The sequence below is a fragment of the Pedobacter sp. GR22-10 genome (assembly GCF_026239715.1).
In the GTDB taxonomy this organism is placed as follows: Bacteria; Bacteroidota; Bacteroidia; order Sphingobacteriales; family Sphingobacteriaceae; genus Pedobacter.
This window is the reverse complement of record NZ_JAPIVR010000004.1, coordinates 422366-445949: the sequence shown is the minus strand read 5'-3', so window position 1 is coordinate 445949 and position 23584 is coordinate 422366. Positions and strand designations below refer to the sequence as shown.

28 protein-coding genes are annotated in these 23584 nt (G+C 38.0%); 24 read left to right on the top strand and 4 right to left on the bottom strand.

Annotated features, from left to right (window positions below):
- Positions 1-38 precede the first annotated feature (38 nt).
- Entirely contained in the window at positions 39-1007 is a 969-nt protein-coding gene (locus tag OQX64_RS18510) for a YpdA family putative bacillithiol disulfide reductase (RefSeq protein ID WP_265819871.1), read from the top strand.
- Between the two features lie 44 nt (positions 1008-1051).
- On the opposite strand, the gene OQX64_RS18505 is transcribed toward OQX64_RS18510, so the two are convergent.
- Complete coding sequence (locus OQX64_RS18505) at positions 1052-2083, bottom strand: alpha/beta hydrolase (protein ID WP_265819870.1); 1032 nt, start codon at positions 2081-2083, stop codon at positions 1052-1054.
- Between the two features lie 291 nt (positions 2084-2374).
- Between OQX64_RS18505 and OQX64_RS18500 the strand changes: the two genes are divergently transcribed.
- The 11 genes from OQX64_RS18500 (at position 2375) to OQX64_RS18450 (ending at position 12851) form a co-directional block, all read left to right on the top strand.
- Positions 2375-3346: a polyprenyl synthetase family protein gene (locus OQX64_RS18500; RefSeq protein ID WP_265819869.1), complete on the top strand. Its 972-nt coding sequence runs from the start codon at positions 2375-2377 to the stop codon at positions 3344-3346.
- A complete protein-coding gene (locus tag OQX64_RS18495) occupies positions 3346-4395 on the top strand; it encodes a TerC/Alx family metal homeostasis membrane protein (protein ID WP_088301896.1) in 1050 nt (349 codons plus the stop codon). Before OQX64_RS18500 ends, OQX64_RS18495 begins: the two co-directional genes overlap by 1 nt.
- 191 nt (positions 4396-4586) lie before the next feature.
- Entirely contained in the window at positions 4587-6035 is a 1449-nt protein-coding gene (locus OQX64_RS18490) for a M20/M25/M40 family metallo-hydrolase (protein WP_265819868.1), read from the top strand.
- A gap of 160 nt (positions 6036-6195) precedes the next feature.
- Entirely contained in the window at positions 6196-7512 is a 1317-nt protein-coding gene (gene ahcY, locus OQX64_RS18485) for an adenosylhomocysteinase (RefSeq protein ID WP_088301898.1), read from the top strand.
- Between the two features lie 266 nt (positions 7513-7778).
- Complete coding sequence (locus OQX64_RS18480; RefSeq protein ID WP_265819867.1) at positions 7779-8234, top strand: hypothetical protein; 456 nt, start codon at positions 7779-7781, stop codon at positions 8232-8234.
- 274 nt (positions 8235-8508) lie between these two features.
- Positions 8509-8922: a 30S ribosomal protein S12 gene (gene rpsL, locus OQX64_RS18475; protein WP_010599925.1), complete on the top strand. Its 414-nt coding sequence runs from the start codon at positions 8509-8511 to the stop codon at positions 8920-8922.
- 17 nt (positions 8923-8939) lie between these two features.
- Positions 8940-9407: a 30S ribosomal protein S7 gene (gene rpsG / locus OQX64_RS18470; RefSeq protein ID WP_056097505.1), complete on the top strand. Its 468-nt coding sequence runs from the start codon at positions 8940-8942 to the stop codon at positions 9405-9407.
- A gap of 130 nt (positions 9408-9537) precedes the next feature.
- Entirely contained in the window at positions 9538-11652 is a 2115-nt protein-coding gene (gene fusA, locus OQX64_RS18465) for an elongation factor G (protein WP_265819866.1), read from the top strand.
- A 68-nt stretch (positions 11653-11720) separates the two neighbouring features.
- Complete coding sequence (gene rpsJ / locus OQX64_RS18460; RefSeq protein WP_008244591.1) at positions 11721-12026, top strand: 30S ribosomal protein S10; 306 nt, start codon at positions 11721-11723, stop codon at positions 12024-12026.
- Positions 12027-12124: 98 nt separating this feature from the next.
- Positions 12125-12370, top strand: a complete 246-nt coding sequence (locus OQX64_RS18455) for a hypothetical protein (RefSeq protein ID WP_265819865.1) — start codon at positions 12125-12127, stop codon at positions 12368-12370.
- A 202-nt stretch (positions 12371-12572) separates the two neighbouring features.
- Positions 12573-12851 carry a hypothetical protein gene (locus tag OQX64_RS18450; RefSeq protein ID WP_265819864.1) on the top strand — a complete coding sequence of 93 codons (279 nt, stop codon included), beginning with the start codon at positions 12573-12575 and terminating at the stop codon, positions 12849-12851.
- A gap of 114 nt (positions 12852-12965) precedes the next feature.
- Here the strand turns inward: OQX64_RS18450 and OQX64_RS18445 are convergent, their stop codons facing one another.
- Positions 12966-13160 (bottom strand): YtxH domain-containing protein, encoded by a 195-nt coding sequence (locus OQX64_RS18445; protein ID WP_265819863.1) that lies wholly within the window; start codon positions 13158-13160, stop codon positions 12966-12968.
- Positions 13161-13175: 15 nt separating this feature from the next.
- Positions 13176-13559, bottom strand: a complete 384-nt coding sequence (locus OQX64_RS18440; protein WP_140418683.1) for a hypothetical protein — start codon at positions 13557-13559, stop codon at positions 13176-13178.
- Positions 13560-13728: 169 nt separating this feature from the next.
- Here OQX64_RS18440 and OQX64_RS18435 point away from each other — a divergent pair, with 169 nt between their 5' ends.
- Positions 13729-15072, top strand: coding sequence for a deoxyguanosinetriphosphate triphosphohydrolase (locus OQX64_RS18435; RefSeq protein ID WP_172406532.1), 1344 nt, complete (start codon positions 13729-13731; stop codon positions 15070-15072).
- A 2-nt stretch (positions 15073-15074) separates the two neighbouring features.
- The gene (locus OQX64_RS18430; protein WP_265819862.1) at positions 15075-15713 is read left to right on the top strand and encodes a YiiX/YebB-like N1pC/P60 family cysteine hydrolase; all 639 of its coding nucleotides are present in this window, start codon (positions 15075-15077) and stop codon (positions 15711-15713) included.
- Between the two features lie 34 nt (positions 15714-15747).
- Here OQX64_RS18430 and OQX64_RS18425 read toward each other — a convergent pair whose 3' ends face one another.
- Positions 15748-16359 carry a hypothetical protein gene (locus OQX64_RS18425; RefSeq protein WP_088301907.1) on the bottom strand — a complete coding sequence of 204 codons (612 nt, stop codon included), beginning with the start codon at positions 16357-16359 and terminating at the stop codon, positions 15748-15750.
- Between the two features lie 170 nt (positions 16360-16529).
- On the opposite strand from OQX64_RS18425, the gene OQX64_RS18420 reads away from it, so the two are divergent.
- From OQX64_RS18420 to rpsS, 10 genes are all read left to right on the top strand, one after another.
- Positions 16530-17786, top strand: coding sequence for a prephenate dehydrogenase (locus OQX64_RS18420; RefSeq protein WP_088301908.1), 1257 nt, complete (start codon positions 16530-16532; stop codon positions 17784-17786).
- Between the two features lie 8 nt (positions 17787-17794).
- The gene (locus OQX64_RS18415) at positions 17795-18394 is read left to right on the top strand and encodes a hypothetical protein (protein ID WP_265819861.1); all 600 of its coding nucleotides are present in this window, start codon (positions 17795-17797) and stop codon (positions 18392-18394) included.
- A 130-nt stretch (positions 18395-18524) separates the two neighbouring features.
- Positions 18525-19358, top strand: coding sequence for a sulfite exporter TauE/SafE family protein (locus OQX64_RS18410; protein ID WP_088301910.1), 834 nt, complete (start codon positions 18525-18527; stop codon positions 19356-19358).
- The gene (locus OQX64_RS18405; RefSeq protein ID WP_265819860.1) at positions 19358-19750 is read left to right on the top strand and encodes a DUF1634 domain-containing protein; all 393 of its coding nucleotides are present in this window, start codon (positions 19358-19360) and stop codon (positions 19748-19750) included. Before OQX64_RS18410 ends, OQX64_RS18405 begins: the two co-directional genes overlap by 1 nt.
- Positions 19751-19826: 76 nt before the next feature.
- The gene (locus OQX64_RS18400; RefSeq protein WP_265819859.1) at positions 19827-20390 is read left to right on the top strand and encodes a hypothetical protein; all 564 of its coding nucleotides are present in this window, start codon (positions 19827-19829) and stop codon (positions 20388-20390) included.
- Positions 20391-20925: 535 nt separating this feature from the next.
- On the top strand, positions 20926-21543 hold the full coding sequence (gene rplC, locus OQX64_RS18395) for a 50S ribosomal protein L3 (protein WP_088302012.1): 618 nt from the start codon (positions 20926-20928) through the stop codon (positions 21541-21543).
- 4 nt (positions 21544-21547) lie between these two features.
- Entirely contained in the window at positions 21548-22177 is a 630-nt protein-coding gene (gene rplD, locus OQX64_RS18390; protein WP_088301913.1) for a 50S ribosomal protein L4, read from the top strand.
- Position 22178: 1 nt separating this feature from the next.
- Positions 22179-22469 (top strand): 50S ribosomal protein L23, encoded by a 291-nt coding sequence (rplW, locus tag OQX64_RS18385; RefSeq protein WP_025145221.1) that lies wholly within the window; start codon positions 22179-22181, stop codon positions 22467-22469.
- Between the two features lie 20 nt (positions 22470-22489).
- Complete coding sequence (gene rplB / locus OQX64_RS18380) at positions 22490-23314, top strand: 50S ribosomal protein L2 (protein WP_088301914.1); 825 nt, start codon at positions 22490-22492, stop codon at positions 23312-23314.
- Complete coding sequence (gene rpsS / locus OQX64_RS22480; protein ID WP_010599906.1) at positions 23314-23580, top strand: 30S ribosomal protein S19; 267 nt, start codon at positions 23314-23316, stop codon at positions 23578-23580. Before rplB ends, rpsS begins: the two co-directional genes overlap by 1 nt.
- Positions 23581-23584: the final 4 nt, after the last annotated feature.

The following is a 23584-nucleotide window of genomic DNA, read 5'->3' as shown; positions in this document are numbered from 1 at the left end:
GATGATCTTAAATGTCTAAGGTGGTCAACATTTTTAAAATGCTTCAAAAAGAAAATCACTACGATATCATCATCATCGGTGCCGGACCAATTGGCATGGCCTGCGCAATAGCGGCTAAACAGGCTGGCTTAAGTTATCTCATTATCGAGAAAGGTGCGTTAGTGAATAGTTTGTTCAATTACCCGGTCTTCATGACCTTCTTTTCCACTTCACAGAAACTGGAAATAGGAGGTGCGCCTTTTGTTACCATCAACCCGAAACCAAACCGTAATGAGGCTGTTGAGTATTACCGCAGGGTTGCTGAAAAGTTTAATCTGAATATTCATTTATTTGAAAGGGTCAATCAGGTTCATAAAAATGATCAGGAGAGATTTGAAATTCAAACCATTAAATCAAATTACACTGCCAGTAATGTGATTGTGGCAACAGGCTTTTATGATGTTCCCTTGTTAATGAATATTCCTGGTGAAGATTTACCCAAAGTAACTCATTATTATAAAGATCCGCATTTGTATGCGTTTCAAAATGTTGTGGTTGTTGGTGCAAATAATTCGGGTGTAGATGCCGCTTTGGAAACTTACCGGAAAGGCGCAAACGTAACCATGGTTGTCCGCAGTGGAGATCTTGGACCGCATGTAAAATACTGGGTTCGTCCGGATATTCAAAACCGGATAAAAGAAGGAGAGGTAACTGCACTTTTTAATTCAGAACTTGTTGCAATAAGAGAAGGTGAAGTAGATATTAAAACACCTGAAGGCATTAAAACCATTCCGAACGATTTTGTGATTGCCATGACGGGCTATCAGCCTGATTTTTCAATGCTGCGGAAATTTGGCATAGAACTACCGGAAACCCTTTGTCCTGTTTACAACGAAGAAACGATGGAAACCAATGTGAAAGGTTTGTACCTGGCGGGAGTTGTTTGCGGGGGGTTGGATACCCACAAGTTGTTTATAGAGAACTCCAGGGTGCATGCAGAAATGATTATTAAAAATATCGTTAACTAGATTTCCTGTTAATAAAGTCCTGGTGGAATGTTGCACGAGAAAAGTTAAACCGGCAAAGGCTTTTCGAGCACAGGGCTGTTGAAACTTGGCAAGTTGATTTTAAGAACACTTCCCATAAAACTATTGATTGCAACTGCTACACTTGGCAAATCTTGAGAAGTTAAATAAGAACCCAGTACATGATTTCCTGCATTTGGAATGGCAATTTTTCGTTTCAAATCTTCTGATGTACCCAACTCTGTGAACATGCTAAGCATGGCATCTACACGTACCACAGGGTCTTGCTCTAGTTCATTTTTATAATAATATAACAGTAAAACCGGTTGCTTCACTTTTTGAAAAACGGATTTATTCATGGTGCTTTCTACAAATTCCTGTAACTGCACTAAAGATTCTATTCTGTAATGGGTATACCAGTATTTTTTAAATTCATCTGTTCTGCCATCCACTTTGCGTTCATCACTGCCTAAAACCCGCCTTGCTATTTGTAAACCCCACGGATCGTTTAACAACCAGGCGTTTTTATCGTTTATCGCTACATTAGGAGACAGCAGAATTAAACTATTGATTTCAGGATAAGTAGCGGCAAGTTTTAAGGCTACTGTTCCACCTGTTGAAGTTCCGATTAAGATTACTTTCTTACCTAATTTCTGACCGATGGCATAAGCCTGCTTACTGGTTTCCCAAAGCCTGTCGGCGGTAAAATACTGCATCGGCGCAGGGGTATCAATACCATGGTCGGCCAAACGCGCTAAATATAAATTTGCACTTAAATTTTTCGCCAGATGGAGATGTATGGGGTTACCTTCCATTTTTGAAGCAGAAAAGCCATGCAAGTAAATCACGGCATATTCGGTTTGCTGATGTGCAGTATCAGCCCATACAATTTCAGCCTCATTTCCGGGCTTAATGTTGTTTGAATGCTCCATAGCTTCCACATAATCTTCAAGGTTTTTAATATCCGGAACATCGGGCAATGAAGTATTGTAAAGCGGTTTTTTTGGCCTGGGACCCAATAAGTACCCGACAATGATAAATACCGAAAAACCGATTAATACTTTATAACGTTTTTTCATTGTGCCTAAATTATAGCTTTACAAATAAACTTTTGACGGAGTAAAGTAATTTTTCATTAGCTGGTTTTTCATTTTGAGGGGAAGCTTTGATCTGCAGCAACTTTCACGCTAAACCTGATTGCGCCAAATAGCCCACAGCCCGAAGCATGAGGGCGAAGGACTATAGGCAAAAGCAGGAGGAAAGGTGCAGGTGATTACTGCCGTTGCTTTTCTACAGATGAGGATGCTTCATAATACATTCCTTTTTTATGGGAAATTAGCTTAAGTTTGCAATCAAAATTTTTCGACTTAATGCCGGGAATCGAACAGATAAAAAAACCTATAGCAGCAGATATTAAAGCGTTTGAAAAGACGTTCAAAGAATCTATGCATAGCGACGCACCGTTGCTTGACAGAATTACCCACTATATTGTAAAACAAAAAGGCAAACAAATGCGGCCCATGTTCGTGTTTTTTGCTGCAAAATTATGTGGTGGCATTACCGAATCTACCCACCGTGGGGCTGCATTAGTGGAATTGTTGCATACGGCAACACTCGTACACGATGATGTGGTTGATAATGCCTATGAGCGGCGTGGATTTTTCTCTATTAATGCACTATGGAAAAATAAAATAGCGGTATTGGTTGGCGATTTTTTACTGGCTAAAGGGTTGTTGCTTTCGGTAAACAATAATGAACACCGTTTGTTACAAATTGTATCAGAAGCAGTGAAGCAGATGAGCGAAGGTGAATTGCTGCAGATTGAGAAAGTGCGCAGAATGGATATTTCAGAGGAATTATATTTCGAAGTGATCCGTCAGAAAACAGCTTCTTTAATCGCTTCCTGCTGCGCTGCGGGTGCTGCATCTGCGGGTGCTGATGATGCTATTATTGAGAAGATGCGATTATTTGGGGAAAAGGTGGGAATTGCATTTCAGATTAAGGATGATACTTTTGATTTTGGAACGGATGACGTAGGGAAGCCTCTTGGAATTGACATTAAGGAGAAAAAGGTAACACTTCCGCTGATTTACGCTTTAAACCGTGCTGAAAAACCTGAACGTAAACGCATCATCAATTTGGTAAAAAACCATCAGGATGATCCGACTAAAATTCAACAGATCATCGATTTTGTTAATGGACATAAAGGTGTTTATTATGCTAATGAGAAGATGTTGCAATACCAGGAAGAGGCTTTTGATATTCTGCGTCAGTTTGATGCAGGAGAAGCCAGAACAGGTTTAGAACAACTTGTCCTTTATACTACAGAACGTAAAAAATAATGAGTAACGAGCTACTTTTCAGTATTGGTTTCCTGCTGTTTATTGTGATCATTCTGGCTTTGGATTTAGGTCTGTTTAGCCGTAAAGAACATGTGGTGAGTTTGAAACAGGCAGGAATCATGAGCGTAATCATGGTAGCACTTGCACTAGGCTTCTATTTTATTTTACGGACAGAAGGCCATCAGCTTCACGGGATTAAGGATTTTGCGCATCTCAAGGAAATTGTTGTCAAACACCAGCATCATATCAACCTTATTCCAAACGATTTTGAAGGAAGCCTATCTGTCTACAAAAAGAACCTCGGTTTAGAGTTTTTAACTGGCTATGTAATCGAATACGCCTTATCTGTAGATAATATTTTTGTTATAGTATTAATCTTTTCTGCCTTCGCTGTGGAAGAAAAGTATTATCATCGTGTGTTGTTCTGGGGAATCCTGGGTGCGATTATCATGCGTTTCATCTTTATATTTGTAGGTGCGGCATTGATCGCGAAGTTTGCCTGGATTCTATATATTTTCGGAGCTTTCCTGGTTTTTACCGGCGTCAAAATGTTTTTTAGTAAGGATGAAGATGAGAAAATTGATCCTGAGAACCATCCGGTAGTGAAATGGGCTTCAAAAATCTTCTCTATCCATCCGAAGTACGAAGGAAAAAATTTCTTTGTAAAAATCAACCACAAAACACTGGTTACGCCACTTTTCCTGGTTCTTTTAATTGTAGAGTTTACCGATCTACTTTTTGCCGTAGACTCTATCCCGGCTATTTTTGCGGTGACAAAAGACCCTTATATTGTATTTTTCTCTAACATATTCGCCATCATGGGGCTGCGTTCCATGTTCTTTTTACTGGTGAATATTATCCATAAGTTCCATTATTTGAAAACAGGCCTGGCCGTGTTACTTGCCTTTATTGGCGTGAAAATGCTTGGGCATGTTTACCTGGAGAAGTTAGGGTTTACCACTCAGCACTCATTAATTATTATTGTCAGTATTCTGGTGATCAGTGTGGTGGCATCATTGGTTTTTCCGAAAAAGGTGATGCATCAATAATATAATTTACCACCTCAGGCAACTAAGATCATTTAAGTTAATGTTCTAAGGCTATTTTTTCTAAGGTATTATATGTTTTTTTTGAAAATTACCCATAGCCGTTTTAAATACCAGCTAAGCAAAATATACGTTACAGCTTAATACCTAAGCGTAATTTTTGTATTTTCATCGAATAATCAGCAACATTATTCATGAAATACCTTTTCTTAACAGTAATTATTTGTACGACCTTCTTTGCTAATGCTCAGGATAAGTTTGAAAATGTCTTCTTAAAAATCAATACTGACGTTCAGCAAAATTCAAAAGCTTATCAAACGCTTAAATATGAAACTGAGAACATTGGTCATCGGTTAACAGGTTCGGAAAATGGTGCTAAAGCAGAACAATATGCTTATGATTTACTGAAATCGTATGGTTGTAACGTTAAATTTCAACCTTTTGAAGTCGAAAGCTGGGCAAGAAAAACGATCAATGTAGAAATTGGCGCCGATAAAAATAGTTTGACTAAAATGAAAGCCGTAACCCTGGCGCATTCGCCGGTGAGTGCCGATGTTACAGGTGAAATTGTAGACGCAGGTAATGGATTGGAAGCAGATTATCAGGCCAGTCCTGAAAAATTTAAAGGTAAAATTGCTTTAATTTATTTGGGTATTTTACCTGGTTCGGCTACCGGAACAAAATCATTACATCGCTCAGAAAAAACTGCTATTGCCACGAAATATGGTGCCATTGGTGTAATTATCATCAATACAGTTAAAAATGGGGTGTTGTTAACCGGAACTGCTTCAGTAACGGGTAAATTGATTCCAATACCAGCAGTATGTATCGGTTTGGAAGATGGAATGGCTTTGAAAGAGAAGATTAAATCGCAGCCACAAACAGCCCATATTGCCATGACTAATTTTTCTGGTTTAATTAAAGCCAGAAACGTAGTTGCTGTGTTTAAAGGAACAGAATGGCCGAAAGATAAAATTGTAGTCGGCGGACACTTAGATAGTTGGGATCTGGCAACAGGCGCGATTGATAATGGAATAGGTTCCTTCGCCATTATGGATATGGCCCGGACATTCAAAAAGCTAAAGTTAAAGACAAAACGTACAGTTGAATTTGTATTGTTTATGGGGGAGGAGCAAGGCTTACTGGGTTCGAAGGCATACATTGATCAGGCCAAGAAAGATAAAACGCTCAACCAGGTGAAGTTTATGCTGAACTACGACATGACCAATGATCCGAAGGGATTCTCAACATCCCGTGCCGAAATGAAAGACTTATTTACGGCCTGGGGAACTGATATCGTAAAAATAGACACCGGTTTTAAAAACTTATTTAATGCGGGTGCTGGTTTACATAGCGATCATCAGCCATTTATGTTAGAAGGAATCCCAACAGGAGGTGGCTTTGGCGGTAAATTGCCCAATAATTCCGGACCCTTTTACCATTCCGATGGCGATTCGTTTAAACTGGTAGATGAACAGGAATTAAAAAATACCGTTCGTTATAGCGCCATGCTTACCTATGCTTTGGCGAATACGCCGAAAATACCGGTGGGTGTTCAGGAAGATCAAGAATTAAAAGCTTTCTTAGAATCCCAGAACCTAAAGGAACCGCTCACTATTGCGGGTGAGTGGAAGTGGAAGTAAAATCTGGTCAAAATAAAGGATCCAGATAAAGGCTAAATCCTTTACAGAAAGAAATGATAATCATACTATTTTACATTGTATAAACGAGCCAGTGTCTTTAATTATTTGGCTTTCACAAAGCGATGCCGTAACTTTGCATCACATTTAAAAACAAATAATTATGTCATCAGTAGAGACAACATACATTCCTTATAAAGTTAAGGACATTTCACTGGCAGAATGGGGCCGTAAAGAAATTGAATTAGCCGAAGCAGAAATGCCCGGTTTAATGAGTTTACGTGAAGAATTTGGTCCTACGCAACCGTTAAAAGGTGCACGTATCGCAGGTTGTCTGCATATGACCATCCAAACGGCTGTTTTAATCGAAACATTGGTGGCATTAGGTGCTGAAGTTACCTGGTCATCTTGCAATATTTTCTCTACACAGGATCATGCTGCTGCTGCCATCGCTGCTGCAGGTATTCAGGTTTATGCCTGGAAAGGTTTAAATGAAGAAGAATTCGATTGGTGTATTGAGCAAACTTTACACTTCGGTCCGGAGCAACAACCATTAAACATGATTCTGGATGATGGTGGTGATTTAACCAATATGGTTTTCGATAAATATCCTGAACTTATTGCAGCAATTAAAGGTTTATCAGAAGAAACCACAACTGGTGTTCATCGTTTATACGAAAGAATGAAAAACGGAACATTGCATTTACCGGCAATTAACGTGAATGATTCTGTAACCAAGTCTAAATTTGATAACAAATACGGTTGTCGCGAATCATTGGTTGATGCAATTCGTCGTGCAACTGATGTCATGATGGCTGGTAAAGTAGCTGTGGTTTGTGGTTATGGCGATGTGGGTAAAGGTTCTGCAGAATCTTTAAGCTCACAAGGTGTTCGTGTAATCGTAACGGAAATTGATCCGATTTGTGCATTACAAGCGGCAATGGAAGGATATGAAGTTAAAAAATTCGCTACAGCTGTTAAAGAAGCAGATATTATTGTTACCACAACTGGTAACCGTGATATCGTTCGCGGAGAACATTTCTTAACAATGAAAGATAAGGCGATTGTTTGTAACATCGGTCACTTCGATAATGAAATTGATGTTGCCTGGTTAAACGAGAAATATGGTTCATCTAAGGTAGAGATCAAACCTCAGGTAGATAAGTATACGATCGAAGGTAAAGATATCATCCTATTGGCTGAAGGTCGTTTAGTAAATTTAGGTTGTGCAACAGGTCATCCAAGTTTCGTAATGAGTAATTCATTTACTAACCAAACTCTGGCTCAATTAGAACTTTGGACAAACACAGATAAGTATGAAAACAAAGTTTATGTTTTGCCTAAGTATTTGGATGAAAAAGTTGCCCGTTTACACTTAGCTAAAATCGGTGTAGAATTAGATGTTTTGGATCAGCACCAGGCTGATTATATTGGTGTTCCGGTGGAAGGTCCTTTTAAATCAGACGAATATCGTTACTAAAAATTAGTTTTGAGTCTGTAGTACAGAGTCAGGAGTCTAAAAAAATAGAAGGGATGTGCACATTGCATATCCCTTTTTTAGTTTTTGTAATTCTGATTTTAAATATAAAACCAGGTAGCTAAAATATCAATAGTTTCCTCATTTGATGGATTTCAGCCCATTTGCATACCTGATTGAATTTGAAATTTATCATTCACCTGTTTGCATCATATCCAGTTGTTGTAGCGAAAGTGTTTATTTAAACGTATTGGTAAAAAATACTAAAGATGAAGAAAATTTTAACTTTACTGGCCACATTAATCGTGATACTGGGTGTTGGTTCTTGTAAAAAGGGTGCCCATGCTTCCTTAAATAAAATTGAATATGGAAGCTCTTTCGGAATGTGTTGGGGATATTGCGTGAGAATTATGGCCATCACATCTAATCAGGTTTCCTTGGAGAAGAAAAAAAACAGTGATCAATCTGATGTTAAACGCTGTCAGAAATCACTATCCAATGAAGAGCTTTCTTCCATAAAAAGCTTAATTAAAAGTGAGTTTTTTGAACTGCCGGATGTAATAGGTTGTCCTGATTGTGCAGATGGAGGAGCTGAATGGGTAAGGATAATCGAAAATGGAAAATCAAAAAAAGTTACTTTCGATTACGGTAAGGCTCCGGCGGCTATTAAAGAATTGGTTGATAAGTTAAGGGAAACTGAAGCTTCAATTACAGATTGCAATTAACTGATCCTTTATATTAATCGTTACAAACAAAACAAGCAGACAGTACCGTTAGTTTAAACAGTTAAGATCATAATCTGTTTATGCCCAAACTATTCCGGTGAATGACACTTTATCAAACCACTAGCATATTTGAAAAAGCGTTATCGTTATTTTTTTCTTCTAACCCCTTGATTCTTAAAAAGAATTGTTCTACTTTTGCAGTCCGTTTTATGGGCTATCTGTAAGGATGCCGGGGGAGCGGTAAAATTTTCAATAAAAAACATAAAAAAGCACAATGCCAACCATTCAACAATTAGTTAGAAAAGGTAGAGTAGCACTGGAGTTCAAGAGTAAGTCTCCAGCGTTGGACAGCTGTCCACAGCGAAGAGGTGTATGTACACGTGTGTACACCACTACCCCTAAAAAACCAAACTCAGCAATGCGTAAAGTAGCCCGTGTTCGTTTAACGAACGGTAAAGAGGTGAATGCATACATTCCTGGAGAAGGTCACAACTTACAGGAGCACTCAATCGTATTGATCCGTGGTGGTCGTGTTAAAGATTTACCAGGTGTACGTTACCACATTATCCGTGGTGCATTAGATACATCAGGCGTTGCTGGTCGTAACCAACGTCGTTCTAAATATGGTACTAAACGTCCTAAACCAGGTCAAGCTGCTGCAGCTCCTGCAAAAGGCAAAAAGAAATAATCGGGAGGAAATAAGAAATGAGAAAGTCAAAACCAAAAAAGAGAATTATTCTTCCTGATCCAAAATTTAACGATGTTCAGGTAACTCGTTTTGTAAACAATATGATGTACGATGGAAAAAAATCTATCGCTTATTCTATTTTTTATGATGCTGTTGAAATTGCTGAGAAAAAAGCAGGTGAAAACGGTTTAGAGATATTTAAACGTGCTTTAACTAACATCATGCCGGCCGTAGAGGTTAAATCTCGCCGTGTTGGTGGTGCTAACTTCCAGGTTCCAACTGAGGTTAGACCAGAACGTAAAACAGCTCTGGGTATGAAATGGTTAATTTTATATGCCCGTCGTCGTGGTGAAAAAACGATGAAAGAGAAATTAGCTGGCGAAATCGTTGCTGCTGCTAAAGGTGAAGGTGCTGCTGTTAAGAAGAAAGAAGATACGCATAAAATGGCTGAAGCCAACAAAGCGTTCTCTCACTTCCGTTTCTAGTAGTGATTAGCAAATTAGTAAGATTACACAGATTTAATTAGAAGATTATACTGATTAAATAAATTACACCGATTTGTTTTTAACATAATCGGTGTAATCATTTAAAATCAGATAAATCAAAAAAAATACAATGGCAAGAGATTTAAAATTTACAAGAAATATTGGAATTGCAGCTCACATTGATGCAGGTAAAACTACAACAACTGAGCGTATTCTTTATTATGCTGGTGTAAGTCATAAAATTGGTGAAGTGCACGAAGGTGCTGCAACAATGGACTGGATGGCACAAGAGCAAGAGCGTGGTATCACCATTACTTCTGCCGCAACTACTGTTGGTTGGAAATATAGAAACCAAAACTATCATATCAATATTATTGATACACCAGGACACGTGGATTTTACCGTTGAGGTAAACCGTTCACTACGTGTATTAGATGGTTTAGTATTCTTATTCTCTGCAGTTGATGGTGTTGAGCCTCAATCAGAAACCAACTGGCGTTTAGCTAACAACTATAATGTTGCCCGTATCGGATTTGTTAATAAAATGGACCGTTCAGGTGCTGACTTCTTAAAAGTAGTTAAGCAGGTTAAAGACATGTTAGGTAGTAATGCAGTTCCATTACAGTTACCTATCGGTGCTGAAGATAATTTTACTGGTGTGGTTGATTTAATTAACAACCGTGGTATTGTTTGGAATGAGCACGATAAAGGAATGACTTTCACTGAAGTGCCGATTCCGGAAGATATGTTGGATGAGGTGGCAGAATGGAGAGAGAAATTATTGGAGTCTGTAGCGGATTATGATGAGACATTGATGGAGAAATTCTTCGATGATCCAAACTCCATCACTGAACGTGAAATTTTAGACGCTTTACGTGCAGCTGTATTAGATGCGAAAATTGTTCCTATGGTTTGTGGTTCATCTTTCAAAAATAAAGGTGTACAAACTATGCTTGACTATGTAATGGAATTATTGCCTTCTCCTTTAGATTCTGAAGGTGTGGTTGGTACTAATCCAAATACAGATGCTGAGGTTTTATTAAAACCATCAGAAAGCGAGCCGTTTGCAGCATTGGCATTTAAAATTGCAACTGACCCATTCGTAGGTCGTTTATGTTTCATCCGTGTGTATTCTGGTAATTTAGAAGCAGGTTCATACGTTTACAATACCCGTTCAAATAACAAAGAGCGTATCTCCCGTATCTTCCAGATGCACGCTAACAAGCAAAATCCAATTCCTAATGTAGGTGCGGGTGATATTGCTGCTGTAGTGGGCTTTAAAGATATCAAAACAGGTGATACACTTTGTGATGAGAAACACCCAATCGTTCTTGAATCAATGGTATTCCCTGAGCCGGTTATCGGTTTAGCTATTGAGCCTAAAACTCAGGCTGACGTGGATAAATTAGGTATGGGATTATCTAAACTAGCGGAAGAAGATCCTACATTCAGGGTACAAACAGATCAGGAAACTGGTCAGACTGTAATCTCTGGTATGGGTGAGCTTCACTTAGATATTCTAATCGACCGTTTAAAACGTGAGTTTAAAGTAGAGGTTAATCAAGGTGCACCACAAGTAGCTTACAAAGAAGCTATCTTTGGTACCACTCAACACCGTGAAACTTATAAAAAGCAATCAGGTGGTCGTGGTAAGTTCGCAGATATTCAGGTGATCATTTCGCCAATTGATGCTGATTTCGAAAAAGGTGGTTTACAATTCGTAAACGAAATTACAGGTGGTTCAATTCCACGTGAATTTATTCCTTCAGTAGAAAAAGGATTTGCTGCAGCGATGTCAAATGGTGTATTAGCAGGATATCCACTGCCTGATATGAAAGTACGTTTGATTGATGGTTCATTCCACGCAGTCGATTCAGATGCTTTATCATTCGAGCTTGCTGCCCGTATGGCATATCGTGAGGCTTTACCTAAATGTAAACCTACTTTGATGGAGCCAATCATGAAAATCGAAATCTTAACCCCTGAAGAAAACATGGGTGATGTAATCGGTGATATGAACCGTCGTCGTGGTCAGTTACAAGGTATGGATACCCGTAACGGATCTCAGGTAATTAAAGCATTGGTTCCACTTTCAGAAATGTTCGGATATGTAACGCAGTTACGTACCATCACTTCGGGCCGTGCCACTTCTACAATGGAATTTGATCATTACGAGCCAGCGCCTAAAAACGTTCAGGATGAAGTAATTGCTAAATCCAAAGGAAGAGTAAAATCTGAAGACTAATTAATACTCAAGATAAATCCGGTTCCTGTTGTTAATAGCTCTAACAGGGAATCACAATTAAAAATAAGATGAGCCAAAGAATCAGAATTAAATTAAAATCATACGATTACAACTTGGTAGATAAATCTGCTGAGAAAATCGTGAAAACTGTTAAGCCTACGGGTGCAGTTGTAAGTGGTCCGATTCCACTTCCTACAGAGAAAAAAATCTTTACTGTTTTACGTTCTCCACACGTAAACAAAAAAGCCAGAGAGCAATTTCAATTATGCGCTTACAAACGCTTATTAGATATTTACAGCTCTAACTCTAAAACAGTTGATGCTTTAATGAAACTTGAATTACCTAGTGGTGTTGAAGTTGAAATCAAAGTTTAATTGATTTAAAAATTAAGAAAGGTCGTAATGTTAAATTGCGGCCTTTTTTTGTGCCCGGTCATTTTCAAACAAAAAGTAATTACACAGGTTTAATAAGTATGAAAAAGCCATTAAAAGAAGAAAGTTTGCCGGTTGAGGGGCAGGATTTTGCTGATCCGAAAGAAGAAACAGTAAAAAAACCTTCCTCACATGGTGAAGTTGCCAATCAAAAAGGAAGTGATTTCTCAGATCTGGAAGAAAGCAGGATGGAACATCCCCCTGAACACCGTGATGAAAATGGTTCAGATGAAGGTGATGTTGACAATCCAGAAGGCGAGATAGATCAATCTAAAGGTGTAAAATAAGGCTGCATAACTTCTGCCTGTTGAGCGTATTCTTTTTATTTTCTTATGCTCGTTTTAAATGATATTCCCTTGCCTGACTATAGATAAACGGAGATTAAATAGTATGCACAAAATAACCATTTAAAGAAATAAAATAAAATCTACCAAACTTTCTAAGTCAGCGCTATGTTGTCAAATGAATAGTGAACTAAAAATTAAAAAGATGAGCACCTCACAGAACGCACATAATGATCAGAAAAATAAGCAGGATCTTGATCATAATAATATAGAGTGGGACAATGACGACGCTACCTATGGTCATGCCGTTAGTGATTCGCCGTTCAGAAGGAAGAATACTCCGGATGAAAATCATTTGTCGAAATTAGAAGAAAATGATCAGGATGTAAACGGAAATCTTAAAAATGTAAATTTAAGTAAAAGTGACAATCCTGATCACCGGAACAGTAATCAGGAAAAGGGATTGGGTGGCAAAGATTTATAAATAATAAAAGGGAAAATCTAAAAGCTATTGAAAATCCCTTTTATTATGCTTTAATCCAGAATCTGGCTATTAATAAGATAACCACTTTCAGATTAAGTATTGGCTATTAAAAATTTAATAAAGTGTGGTGGTTTGCCGGTAATCCTGCTTAATATTCTGGCTGAGATGATTCACCTCTTTAATTAATTCCGGTGTTTTTTCTATTAAATCGTCCAATAATGATTTTCCATCACTGAGTCTTTTTTTAGTGATATAATGAAGTGCATAAACACTTGCAGCGCCAACGAAGGCATACTTTAGTAATCCCATAAATATATTATTAATTTAAATTCCCGTATTGAGCACATCATCCTCATCACGGTTTTTGATAATTGAATCTTTATTGTCTTTAAAATCCTCAGATGAACTACCGGTTTTGCTTGCAGCACTTTCAACTGTATGTTGCGCTTCAGTGCTATTGTAAGTATCATCGCTTAATGAATCCTTGCCTTGTGTACCTGAATTATCAAACCCATCCCGTGCATTTATATTCCCATCATTAAAACCATTTGCATTTTCTTCGGCTATTGGCGCCCGCCCAAAGGCAGTAACTTCATTTCCTTCATTACCTTTTTCATGTGCTTTCTGAAGGTCAGATTTTTTATCGGTATTACCATTTCCGAAGTAACCTTCGGTATGTTCGTCCTTATTATAAATACTCGTTTTCATAATCATGTTTTTATAAAGAACATCCTGCCAGGCAAATGGTTTGTATTAAATCTGGCAGATCTTCATGTTGTATCTCACGAACAGGCAAATAAGATAATTGCATAAATAAATTTCAACACGAGTTTTTTCTTTTGTTTAACTTCGGGCGAAATTTAAAAGTAAGCATCTGATGGAGTGGAAATACCTATTATCAAATAAAAGATTCGGACAGGAAAGCTGGACTGGCGATCGGGACAAGGCTCGTTCTGATTTTCAGCGGGATTATGACAGGTTAATATTTTCATCACCATTCAGGCGCTTGCAAAATAAAACACAGGTTTTCCCCTTGCCGGGGAGTGTATTTGTTCATAACCGCTTAACGCACAGTTTGGAAGTGGCAAGTGTGGCCCGCTCTATGGCCAATATTTTTTTAAATAATTTAGAAGAACATCAGCCATCTTTACTTAAAGAAGTGCCCTTGCTAAATGAAGTAGGCAATATTGTAGCAGCTGCAGCATTGGCTCACGACCTGGGTAATCCAGCTTTTGGACATTCGGGAGAAGCGGCAATTTCACGTTATTTTACCGATGGGGATGGACAAATCTATCAAAAGGATATGAGCGATTCGCAATGGCACGACCTTATTTATTTTGAAGGGAATGCAAATGCCATTCGGATTTTGACGCACCCTTTGAAAGGAAAAGGAAACGATGCCTATGCCTTAACGTATTCCACATTGGCTTCGATTGCGAAATATCCCTGCGCATCAATAGCTGGCCGGCAGAAAAAACTTTTACATCGGAAGAAATACGGTTTTTTTCAGTCAGAAGAAGAAACCTTCAGAAAGATTGCCTCAGAGTTAAATCTGGCTCAGGAAGAAAGTGAATATCTGATTTATAAACGTCACCCTTTGGTTTATTTAGTAGAGGCCGCCGATGATATCTGCTATAGCATCATTGATCTGGAAGATGCGCATCGCTTGAAGATATTATCATATGAGGAGGTTAAGAATTATTTGCTGCCTTTTTCCAATTCTCAGACCATTGAAAACCGATTAAAAAATGATTATGAAGATGATGATGCAAAAATTGGCTTGCTAAGGGCCAAAGCGATCAACACGCTCACCAACATTTGTGCAGAAATCTTTTTTAAAGAGCAGGAATTATTGCTAAAAGGTGAACTAAATAACAGCTTAACAGATCTTCTGCCAGAACCCTATTTAACGGCCTGGAAAGCGATTGAGAAAGTATCGGTAGAAAGGATTTATAATTTTTCATCTGTTATTCAAAAAGAAGTGGCTGGTTATAAAATTATGGCAGGCTTACTGGAAGAATTTGTGCCGGCATTAATCAATAACAACACGCATTATTATCAAAAACTGGTGAAGCTTATCCCTAAGCAATACCATACCGATTTAACCGATATCTACTCCCGTACACAAAGCGTTTTAGATTTTGTATCAGGTATGACAGATTTATATGCGGTAGATTTGTACCGGAATATTAAAGGCATTTCTTTTCCATCAGAAACATAATCATGAAGCGTTTATTTTTATTTGTTAGCCTTTTAATGCTCTCCTCATATGTTAATGCACAAACCATTACCCTACGTGATTTAAAAAATGGAGATTTAATATTTGTGGGTGCCGAAAAAGCTAACCTATCAGGTGCCATTAACCGGGTGACGCAAAAAAGAGATGCTATCGCTTTCGATCATATCGGAATCATTGAAAAAAGTGCTGATTCCATATTTGTGTTACATGCCTCTTCAAAAAAAGGAAGCATAAGAGAAAATATGCAAGCATTTTATCAGTCGGAAAAAACGGCAGACAATAAAATAGTCGTTTATAGGTTAAAGAATAATTTTGATCAGGCCATTCCTGATGCCATTTTATCTGCCAAGAAGATGTTAGGCAAGCCGTATAACTGGACATATATTCTGAATGACAGTTCTTACTATTGCTCTGATTTTATTGAAAGGTGTTTTAGAAAAAATCAAATATTTGCGCTGGAACCAATGACCTTTATTAATCCGAAAACCGGAAAACCGGATGATTTTTGGATTGAGTTTTATAAAAAACAAAACCTTGAAGTTCCCGAGGGGAAGTTAGGCTGTAACCCAAATGGTTTAGCAGCCAGTAGTAAATTATTTTTAATAGGGAATTTCATCAATTAAATCCTATTAATTGATGAAAATTCAACCATATAAATTATCTGCCTCTTGTATCATCCCATTTATTACGCTCGTCCTGTAATTCACGGGCCAGTTTCATTTCTTTATCTTTGGCTTTAACCTTATGGGTTTGAAATTCATCTGCAACTTCCTGGTAGAGTTGAGTTCTGTAGGTGGCTTCTTTACGGTATTTTCCGGATTGAAAGATCACAATGGCCAAACCGGCACCCAGTATGATAATGATTGCCCAAACGATGGTATTGTATGTACCTTTATCAAAAGCGATCCCTAAAAATTTGATTTCATTTACAGATGCCGTTGCATGAGCAAGCGAACTTTCTTTGCCCGTAACTTCGCCTTTCAAACTGGCAATGTTATCACTTTGTCCCTTTATTTCTTTTTTAGCTTCCTGAAGTTGTTTTCGCTCTTTTCTTAATGTATCATTAACGCTTTTCCATAAAGCAGATAACCTGGATGGGTTAATCAGTTTTGAACCATATAAACTTTTAGATTTTTTCAGCATAAAATTATACTGGCCGTTTAGAGATGGATCAGTATTTTTCGAAGTGTCTTGTCTGGCCTGCCCGAATGCGATATTTACCAATAGCATGGCTACTAAAAATAACAGGGTTGGTTTAAGTTTTTGCATAGTTAAATTATAGGTGTTAAAGTGTAAAACTACATTTTTATACCATCATGAGCTCATCTAAATGACCTTATCTTTTGGCTTAGTTATAAAAATGATTTGATATAATCTATAAATTAACAATTTTATCGGCGTTTTATTATAAATTAATCGTGATAGATTACATTTGCCACATGCAAATAGGAATTATCGGTTTAGGCGATATGGGTAGATTATACGCCATTTCGTTTTTTAATGCAGGTTACAAAGTGTGTGGTGCAGACATGCCCTTACGCTACTCAGAATTGAAAAGTGAGCTTGAACCTAAAGGCATTGAAATTTTAGCCGATGGGCATGAGGTTGCCCGAAAATCTGATTTTATTATCTATTGTGTAGAGGCAGAGAAGATTGATGAAGTGGTGGCTACTTTTGCACGTTCAACTAAATTTGGTGCCATTGTTTCCGGGCAAACCTCTGTAAAGCATCCTGAAATTGCAGCTTTTGAAAAACATTTACCAACAGATACACAAATCGTAACCTGTCACTCTCTGCATGGCCCGGCTTTTAGTCCTGAGGGGCAAACCTTGGTTGTTGTTAGGCACCGTGCAACCAACGAGGTTTACGCAAGGGCACTGGAGATTTATAAGTCTTTAAAATCGAATATTATCGAGATGGATGATTACCGCGAACATGACCGGATTGTCGCCGATACGCAGGCCGTTACCCATATGGGGTTTGAAAGCATGGGCTCAGCCTGGAAAAATGCAGGTTTCTTCCCCTGGGATAATCCGGCTTATGCTGGTGGAATTGATAATGTGAAGATTTTAACCACACTGCGCATTTTTAGTTACAAATCACATATTTATGCAGGCTTAGCTATTTTAAATCCATATGCACAAAAGCAGGTAAAGTATTATGCACAGGCAGAGTCAGAATTGTATAAATTGATGATTTGTGAAAATGAAACGGAATTTCGATCTAAAATTTATGCTGCCCGTGATTTTGTTTTTCACGAAAGCAGAAGCCTTTTGCTCCTGGATGATAACATTATGAAAGAATTTAGCCTGTCTGATGCCGCTCATAAACAAAAACCCAATTCACACTTGAGTTTACTGAGTATGGTTTACGCCTGGTATAAAATGGGTGTAAACCCTTATGATAATTTAATTTGCCAGACACCGCCATTTAAATTGAGGTTGGGCATTGCTGAATATTTGTTTAAAAATGAGGAAATGCTCGAAGAATCTATTCATACGGCATTATATGATAAATCTATTCGTGGCGATGATTTAGAGTTTCATACCGCCGTACACGAATGGGCATCGATTATTGGTTATGGCGATTTAAAAGGTTATAAAGCGCATTTTGAAGCCGCGAAATCATTTTTTGCAAACCGTTTAAATGATGGACGGGATTTAAGTGCAGAGTTGATTAAGCGATTAGGGAAGTAGTTTTTTATATGAAGACTATTTTAAATAAACCAGAACTGGTTTCGTTATTGCAGCAACAATTAAAAAATATTGATATTCTTTGTAATGATTACGATAGCGGGAATGAAAAAGTTATACATTTAATAGCTGAAAAGATTGCTTTAATTTTTCACAACTCAAATCAATCTAAATCATTATTAAATCAACTTAAGCTAACGCATCTTGATTTTCTTTGCAGTTCAGAAAGGTATGATTCAAAAAGCCTTACTAATTTTATTGGCTTATTGAAATTAGAACACCACACTGAAAAGGGCTGGACATACTTAGCCAGGTTACATAAGTTCGAATTGGTGAAGGTATCTTACGAAAACTGGTGGAATAACAAAAAAGTGATGATTGATTCGGATGGTAATGCCTTTACAAGGGCCAAGATCATAAAATCAGCAGCCCATAACGATCCCTTATTACTTGATACATCCGGATGGAAAATTACTGATGCTAATGGTAATAAGACAACGATTAACCCAATCCCTGAAACGATTAGGCAAATTGCTTTCGAAGTGTTAGTGTGTTTTCGTACAGTGAACCTGAATCAAGAAAGTAAATTGTATTACAAATCTAATTTATAGATCGGCGTCTAAAAAATAAGCACAAAGATCATTTTTATATGAAAATCTATTTTATCCCCTTTATATATAGATTTTATTTTATTCGGTTAATCTTTCGTTTCCACAAAATCAGTACATTATCTTTGCCGGCATGTCGGTATTATTGTTTACCATTATCGTTTTATTAGGGGCTTTTTTAGCCGGTTTACTGGGCTCACTCACTGGTTTAGGTGGTGGTGTCATTATCATACCTTTACTTACGCTGGCACTGGGTGTTGATATTCATTATGCAATCGGCGCATCCATTGTTTCGGTTATAGCAACTTCATCCGGTTCTGCAGCAGCTTATGTTAAAGAAGGGATCACCAATATCCGGATTGGGATGTTTCTGGAAATTGCAACTACTGTGGGCGCTATTTGCGGTGCCATTGTAGCTGTTTACCTCAATGCCAATTACATCGCTATCATATTTGGCTGCATCCTGATCTTTTCTGCTATTATGACTTTAAAGAAAAAAGTAGATCATACTACTTTAGATGACACTGACCGGTGGGCCAAATTTTTTAAACTGAATGGTTCATATCCTGATAAAGGTACTGATCACCCTTATGCCGTAAAACACGTTCCAGCTGGTTTTTTAATGATGCTCTTTGCCGGCACACTTTCAGGTTTGCTGGGAATAGGAAGTGGCGCCCTTAAGGTAATCGCCATGGATAATATCATGCGTTTACCCTTTAAAGTTTCTACCACGACCAGTAATTTTATGATGGGCGTTACCGCCGCTGCCAGTGCTATTGTTTATTTACATCGCGGACAAATTGATCCGGGTATCGCCATGCCGGTTTGTATCGGCGTATTAACCGGGGCTACCGTTGGCTCAAAAGTTTTATTAAAAGCCAAAACAGATAAATTGAAAATTGTATTTGCTGTAGTGGTAACATTTTTAGCATTACAAATGATTTACAAAGGAATAAGCGGATTATAATGGCAGCATCAAAAGAAAATATGAATGATAAGGATATTCAGGTTATACTGGGCACCTTATTGCGTGCAGGTGTAATCATATCTATGACCATTGTGCTTATTGGTGGGATTATCTTTCTCATTCATCAAAAAGGTGTGATAACCGATTATAAAGTATTTAAGCCGGAAATGGCTGGTTTTTCATCTATTTCGGCTATTTTCAAAGGCCTGCTTACTTTTCATGGTGATGCCATTGTACAATTTGGTATATTGATGTTGATTTTTACACCGGTGGCCCGCATCGTTTTCGCCATTTTCAGCTTTTTAATTGAAAAGGACTATTTGTATGTCTTGATTGGACTAATTATCTTGTCCATTATTACCATTAGTCTGAATGGAGGACTGGCCCATTAAGTCAAATAGCTTATTTGTTGAAAAAAAATATTAAAATTAAGTTTAAACGCTTAAGATTGTATATAAAATCACCAAAATGGCAAAGTCTGGAAAGATAGTTCAGCTGTTTCAGAAACCTGAAAATTTTATAAAATACCGTGCCCGACAGCTCCAGCTCGGGAAATGCTATATCTCTGCCAACTGGGAGGAAAGTGGTATTGCAAATGTGATTGTAAGCCGAATCCACATTAATGGAAATCTTACAATAGGCATGTACCTTGTTGACTTTAAGTGTTTAGGTATTAAAGATTCCGCTTTTAAGTTTAATATCCCTTTAGATGAAGTTCAATACCTGATCGCCTATATAAAGGGTGAAGAAATTGAATACAACCGGGTTCATAATATGCTATATGGTGCAGAAGCATTTGCTGAAAGTTGTGGCTTTAAACCCCATAAAGATTGGGCCATAGGTCAGCTTATACTTGAGGAAGACGATGACCGGATTCAAATTACTGATATTCCGTTTGGAGAAGAAGGAGTTCCTGCTTATTATCCCGGTCCAAATGAAGATGATGATACAATCAATAGAATTTTGGCCACTTTGGATAAAAACCTGGGGCCTGGAAATTATTATTTTTATGAAGATGATAAGCGTGACTGATGCAGGAATGAAAGGGGATAAATCTACATCATTACCAGGCCTTATTTATATGGAGTTAGGCTCTCATGGTGAGGCCTGTGAAATAGCGGAACAGGGATAAACTTTTTCCTGATTTTTATATTTTCAACAGATGAGTTTATATTTTTATATTCTGCTTTGTGCGAATATTTCTTGGCTAAAAAAGATATTGCTCCCGCCATTTGCTTTGTGAATGTATGAATATGCCATCTATATGATCTTTGCTCTTAGAGCGGAATGGTGCTAAGTAGCTGAAGACAACGTATTTTAAGCAGGAAAACAAAAATAAATGATATAAACAGGATTACCCAACTATGGGTTTAAAGGCCTGGTTTGATGCTGTAGCTGCTCAGTGAAAGTTAAATCCCATCATATCAGCAATTTATTTGAAAAAATATTTAGCTAACTATTTGAAAATTAATATTTCTTGCCTATCTTTGCCGTCCCTTTCGGGGGATGTACAACCACCTTGAACGAAGCCCTACTGCTTCGATGGGTGTTAAAAAGAAAAGATAAAATGTCAGGAATTATTGGAAAAAAAGTAGGAATGACCAGTATCTTTGATGCCGAAGGAAGAAACATTCCTTGTACGGTAATCGAGGCTGGGCCTTGTGTAGTTACACAAGTGAAAACCGAAGAAAAAGACGGGTATTCATCAATCCAATTGGGTTATGATGAGAAAAAAGAGAAAAACACAACTCAACCGTTAAAAGGCCATTTCGCGAAAGCAAACACAACTCCGAAACGCAAGCTGGTAGAATTCAACTCGTTTACAACTTCACTTAGCTTAGGTGATGTGGTAACTGTTGATGCATTCGCAGAAGGCGATTTTGTTGATGTTGTAGGTACCTCAAAAGGTAAAGGTTTTCAAGGTGTTGTAAAACGCCACGGATTTGCCGGTGTTGGTATGCAGACTCACGGTCAGCATAACCGTTTACGTGCCCCAGGTTCATTGGGTGCATCATCATTCCCTTCACGTGTATTCAAAGGAATGCGCATGGCTGGAAGAACAGGTGGAGACAGGGTAAAAGTTCAGAACTTACAGGTTTTGAAAGTTTATGCTGAGCAAAACTTATTAGTAGTTAGTGGTTCCATTCCAGGAGCTAAAGGTTCTTACGTAATCTTAGACAAGTAATCAGATGGAAGTTAAAGTATTAAACATTTCAGGTAAAGAAACAGGTGCCAAGGTGCAACTTCCTGAATCGGTATTTGGTATCGAGCCTAACGACCACGCGATTTATTTAGATGTAAAACAGTATCTGGCTAATCAACGTCAGGGTACGCACAAATCTAAACAGCGTAATGAGATTGCAGGTTCGACCCGTAAACTATACAAACAAAAAGGTACAGGTGGTGCACGTGCTGGTAGCATTAAATCTCCTTTATTTAATGGTGGTGGTCGTGTATTCGGTCCTCAGCCACGTGACTATAGTTTCAAATTGAACAAGAAATTAAAATCATTAGCACGTAAATCTGCTTTAGCTTATAAAGCAAAAGATAATAACGTGGTAATTTTAGAAGATTTCAACTTCGAAACAGCTAAAACTAAAAATTACACCAGTTTATTGGCTGCGTTAAACGTAGGTACTCAAAAAACTTTATTGGTTTTACCTGCACAAAATAATAATATCTATTTATCAAGCAGAAACGTTCAGAAAACTAAAGTAATCTCTGCAGCAGACTTAAATACCTATGATGTATTAAATGCTGGTGTGCTTGTGTTAACTGCTGATTCTGTTAAAACTTTGGAGGAGGCATTTGCCAAATAATATGGAAATTTTAAAAAAACCAATATTAACCGAAAAAGCTTCAGCTTTAACTGAGAAATCTAACCGTTTCACGTTTAGCGTTAACCATAAGGCTAACAAAATCCAGATTAAAGCAGCTATTGAAAAATTGTACGGTGTAACTATCGTTGCAGTTAACACAATGGTTGTGGATGGAAAAGCTAAATCACGTTACACTAAAGCAGGTTTTGTATCTGGCCGTAGCCCGAAATACAAAAAAGCAATCGTAACGTTGAAAGACGGCGAAACAATAGATTATTACGCAACCCTTTAATTTAATAATTCATTATAACTATGGGCTTAAGAAAATTTAAACCAGTTACTCCAGGTACCCGCTTCAGAGTTGGTGCCAGTTTCACGGAGATTACAGCAACCACGCCCGAAAAATCATTGGTTGTATCATCAAAAAAGTCTGGTGGACGTAATAACACGGGAAAGATGACTATGCGCTACATGGGCGGTGGTCACAAAAAATCATACCGTTTGATCGATTTCAAACGTGATAAATTTGATATTCCTGCAACAGTAGCTACTGTTGAATACGATCCAAACCGTACTGCCCGCATCGCATTATTACATTATGCAGATGGCGAGAAGCGTTATATCATTGCTCCTGAAGGATTGCAAGTTGGTTCGGTATTATTATCGGGCGATGCAGCAGCACCAGAAGTAGGTAACACTTTAAAATTATCGAACATTCCATTAGGTTCTATCATCCACAACGTGGAGATTCACCCTGGAAAAGGAGCACAATTGGCTCGTAGTGCAGGTGCTTACGCACAATTAGCTGCCCGCGATGGTAAATATGCGACTTTGAAAATGCCTTCAGGCGAAACCCGTTTAATCCTGACTACTTGTCTGGCTACTATCGGTGCGGTATCTAACTCAGATCACGCAAACGAAGTATTAGGTAAAGCTGGTCGTAAACGTTGGTTGGGCCGTCGTCCGAGAACTAGACCGGTAGCGATGAACCCTGTCGATCACCCAATGGGTGGTGGTGAAGGTAGATCATCAGGTGGTCACCCACGTTCAAGAAATGGCGTTTTAGCTAAAGGCTTTAAAACCAGAGAACTTAAAAAATATTCTAATCGTTACATCATAGAGAGAAGGAAGAAATAATGGCTCGTTCGATAAAAAAAGGACCGTATATTGACCATAACGTAGAGAAAAAAGTAAACTCTATGAATGATTCAGGCAAAAAGTCTGTAATCAAAACTTGGTCTCGCAGATCAATGATCTCACCAGATTTCGTTAATCATACATTTGCAGTACACAATGGAAATAAATTTATTCCGGTGTATGTTACAGAAAACATGGTTGGTCACAAGTTGGGAGAATTTGCTCCAACCAGAACATTCAGAGGACACGCTGAAAAGAAAAAATAATTAG

Coding starts and splice junctions, on each gene's coding strand:
- OQX64_RS18510 (WP_265819871.1), top strand. CDS start 39: ATGCTTCAAAAAGAAAATCACTACGATATCATCATCATCGGTGCCGGA.
- OQX64_RS18505 (WP_265819870.1), bottom strand. CDS start 2,083: ATGAAAAAACGTTATAAAGTATTAATCGGTTTTTCGGTATTTATCATT.
- OQX64_RS18500 (WP_265819869.1), top strand. CDS start 2,375: ATGCCGGGAATCGAACAGATAAAAAAACCTATAGCAGCAGATATTAAA.
- OQX64_RS18495 (WP_088301896.1), top strand. CDS start 3,346: ATGAGTAACGAGCTACTTTTCAGTATTGGTTTCCTGCTGTTTATTGTG.
- OQX64_RS18490 (WP_265819868.1), top strand. CDS start 4,587: ATGAAATACCTTTTCTTAACAGTAATTATTTGTACGACCTTCTTTGCT.
- ahcY (WP_088301898.1), top strand. CDS start 6,196: ATGTCATCAGTAGAGACAACATACATTCCTTATAAAGTTAAGGACATT.
- OQX64_RS18480 (WP_265819867.1), top strand. CDS start 7,779: ATGAAGAAAATTTTAACTTTACTGGCCACATTAATCGTGATACTGGGT.
- rpsL (WP_010599925.1), top strand. CDS start 8,509: ATGCCAACCATTCAACAATTAGTTAGAAAAGGTAGAGTAGCACTGGAG.
- rpsG (WP_056097505.1), top strand. CDS start 8,940: ATGAGAAAGTCAAAACCAAAAAAGAGAATTATTCTTCCTGATCCAAAA.
- fusA (WP_265819866.1), top strand. CDS start 9,538: ATGGCAAGAGATTTAAAATTTACAAGAAATATTGGAATTGCAGCTCAC.
- rpsJ (WP_008244591.1), top strand. CDS start 11,721: ATGAGCCAAAGAATCAGAATTAAATTAAAATCATACGATTACAACTTG.
- OQX64_RS18455 (WP_265819865.1), top strand. CDS start 12,125: ATGAAAAAGCCATTAAAAGAAGAAAGTTTGCCGGTTGAGGGGCAGGAT.
- OQX64_RS18450 (WP_265819864.1), top strand. CDS start 12,573: ATGAGCACCTCACAGAACGCACATAATGATCAGAAAAATAAGCAGGAT.
- OQX64_RS18445 (WP_265819863.1), bottom strand. CDS start 13,160: ATGGGATTACTAAAGTATGCCTTCGTTGGCGCTGCAAGTGTTTATGCA.
- OQX64_RS18440 (WP_140418683.1), bottom strand. CDS start 13,559: ATGAAAACGAGTATTTATAATAAGGACGAACATACCGAAGGTTACTTC.
- OQX64_RS18435 (WP_172406532.1), top strand. CDS start 13,729: ATGGAGTGGAAATACCTATTATCAAATAAAAGATTCGGACAGGAAAGC.
- OQX64_RS18430 (WP_265819862.1), top strand. CDS start 15,075: ATGAAGCGTTTATTTTTATTTGTTAGCCTTTTAATGCTCTCCTCATAT.
- OQX64_RS18425 (WP_088301907.1), bottom strand. CDS start 16,359: ATGCAAAAACTTAAACCAACCCTGTTATTTTTAGTAGCCATGCTATTG.
- OQX64_RS18420 (WP_088301908.1), top strand. CDS start 16,530: ATGCAAATAGGAATTATCGGTTTAGGCGATATGGGTAGATTATACGCC.
- OQX64_RS18415 (WP_265819861.1), top strand. CDS start 17,795: ATGAAGACTATTTTAAATAAACCAGAACTGGTTTCGTTATTGCAGCAA.
- OQX64_RS18410 (WP_088301910.1), top strand. CDS start 18,525: ATGTCGGTATTATTGTTTACCATTATCGTTTTATTAGGGGCTTTTTTA.
- OQX64_RS18405 (WP_265819860.1), top strand. CDS start 19,358: ATGGCAGCATCAAAAGAAAATATGAATGATAAGGATATTCAGGTTATA.
- OQX64_RS18400 (WP_265819859.1), top strand. CDS start 19,827: ATGGCAAAGTCTGGAAAGATAGTTCAGCTGTTTCAGAAACCTGAAAAT.
- rplC (WP_088302012.1), top strand. CDS start 20,926: ATGTCAGGAATTATTGGAAAAAAAGTAGGAATGACCAGTATCTTTGAT.
- rplD (WP_088301913.1), top strand. CDS start 21,548: ATGGAAGTTAAAGTATTAAACATTTCAGGTAAAGAAACAGGTGCCAAG.
- rplW (WP_025145221.1), top strand. CDS start 22,179: ATGGAAATTTTAAAAAAACCAATATTAACCGAAAAAGCTTCAGCTTTA.
- rplB (WP_088301914.1), top strand. CDS start 22,490: ATGGGCTTAAGAAAATTTAAACCAGTTACTCCAGGTACCCGCTTCAGA.
- rpsS (WP_010599906.1), top strand. CDS start 23,314: ATGGCTCGTTCGATAAAAAAAGGACCGTATATTGACCATAACGTAGAG.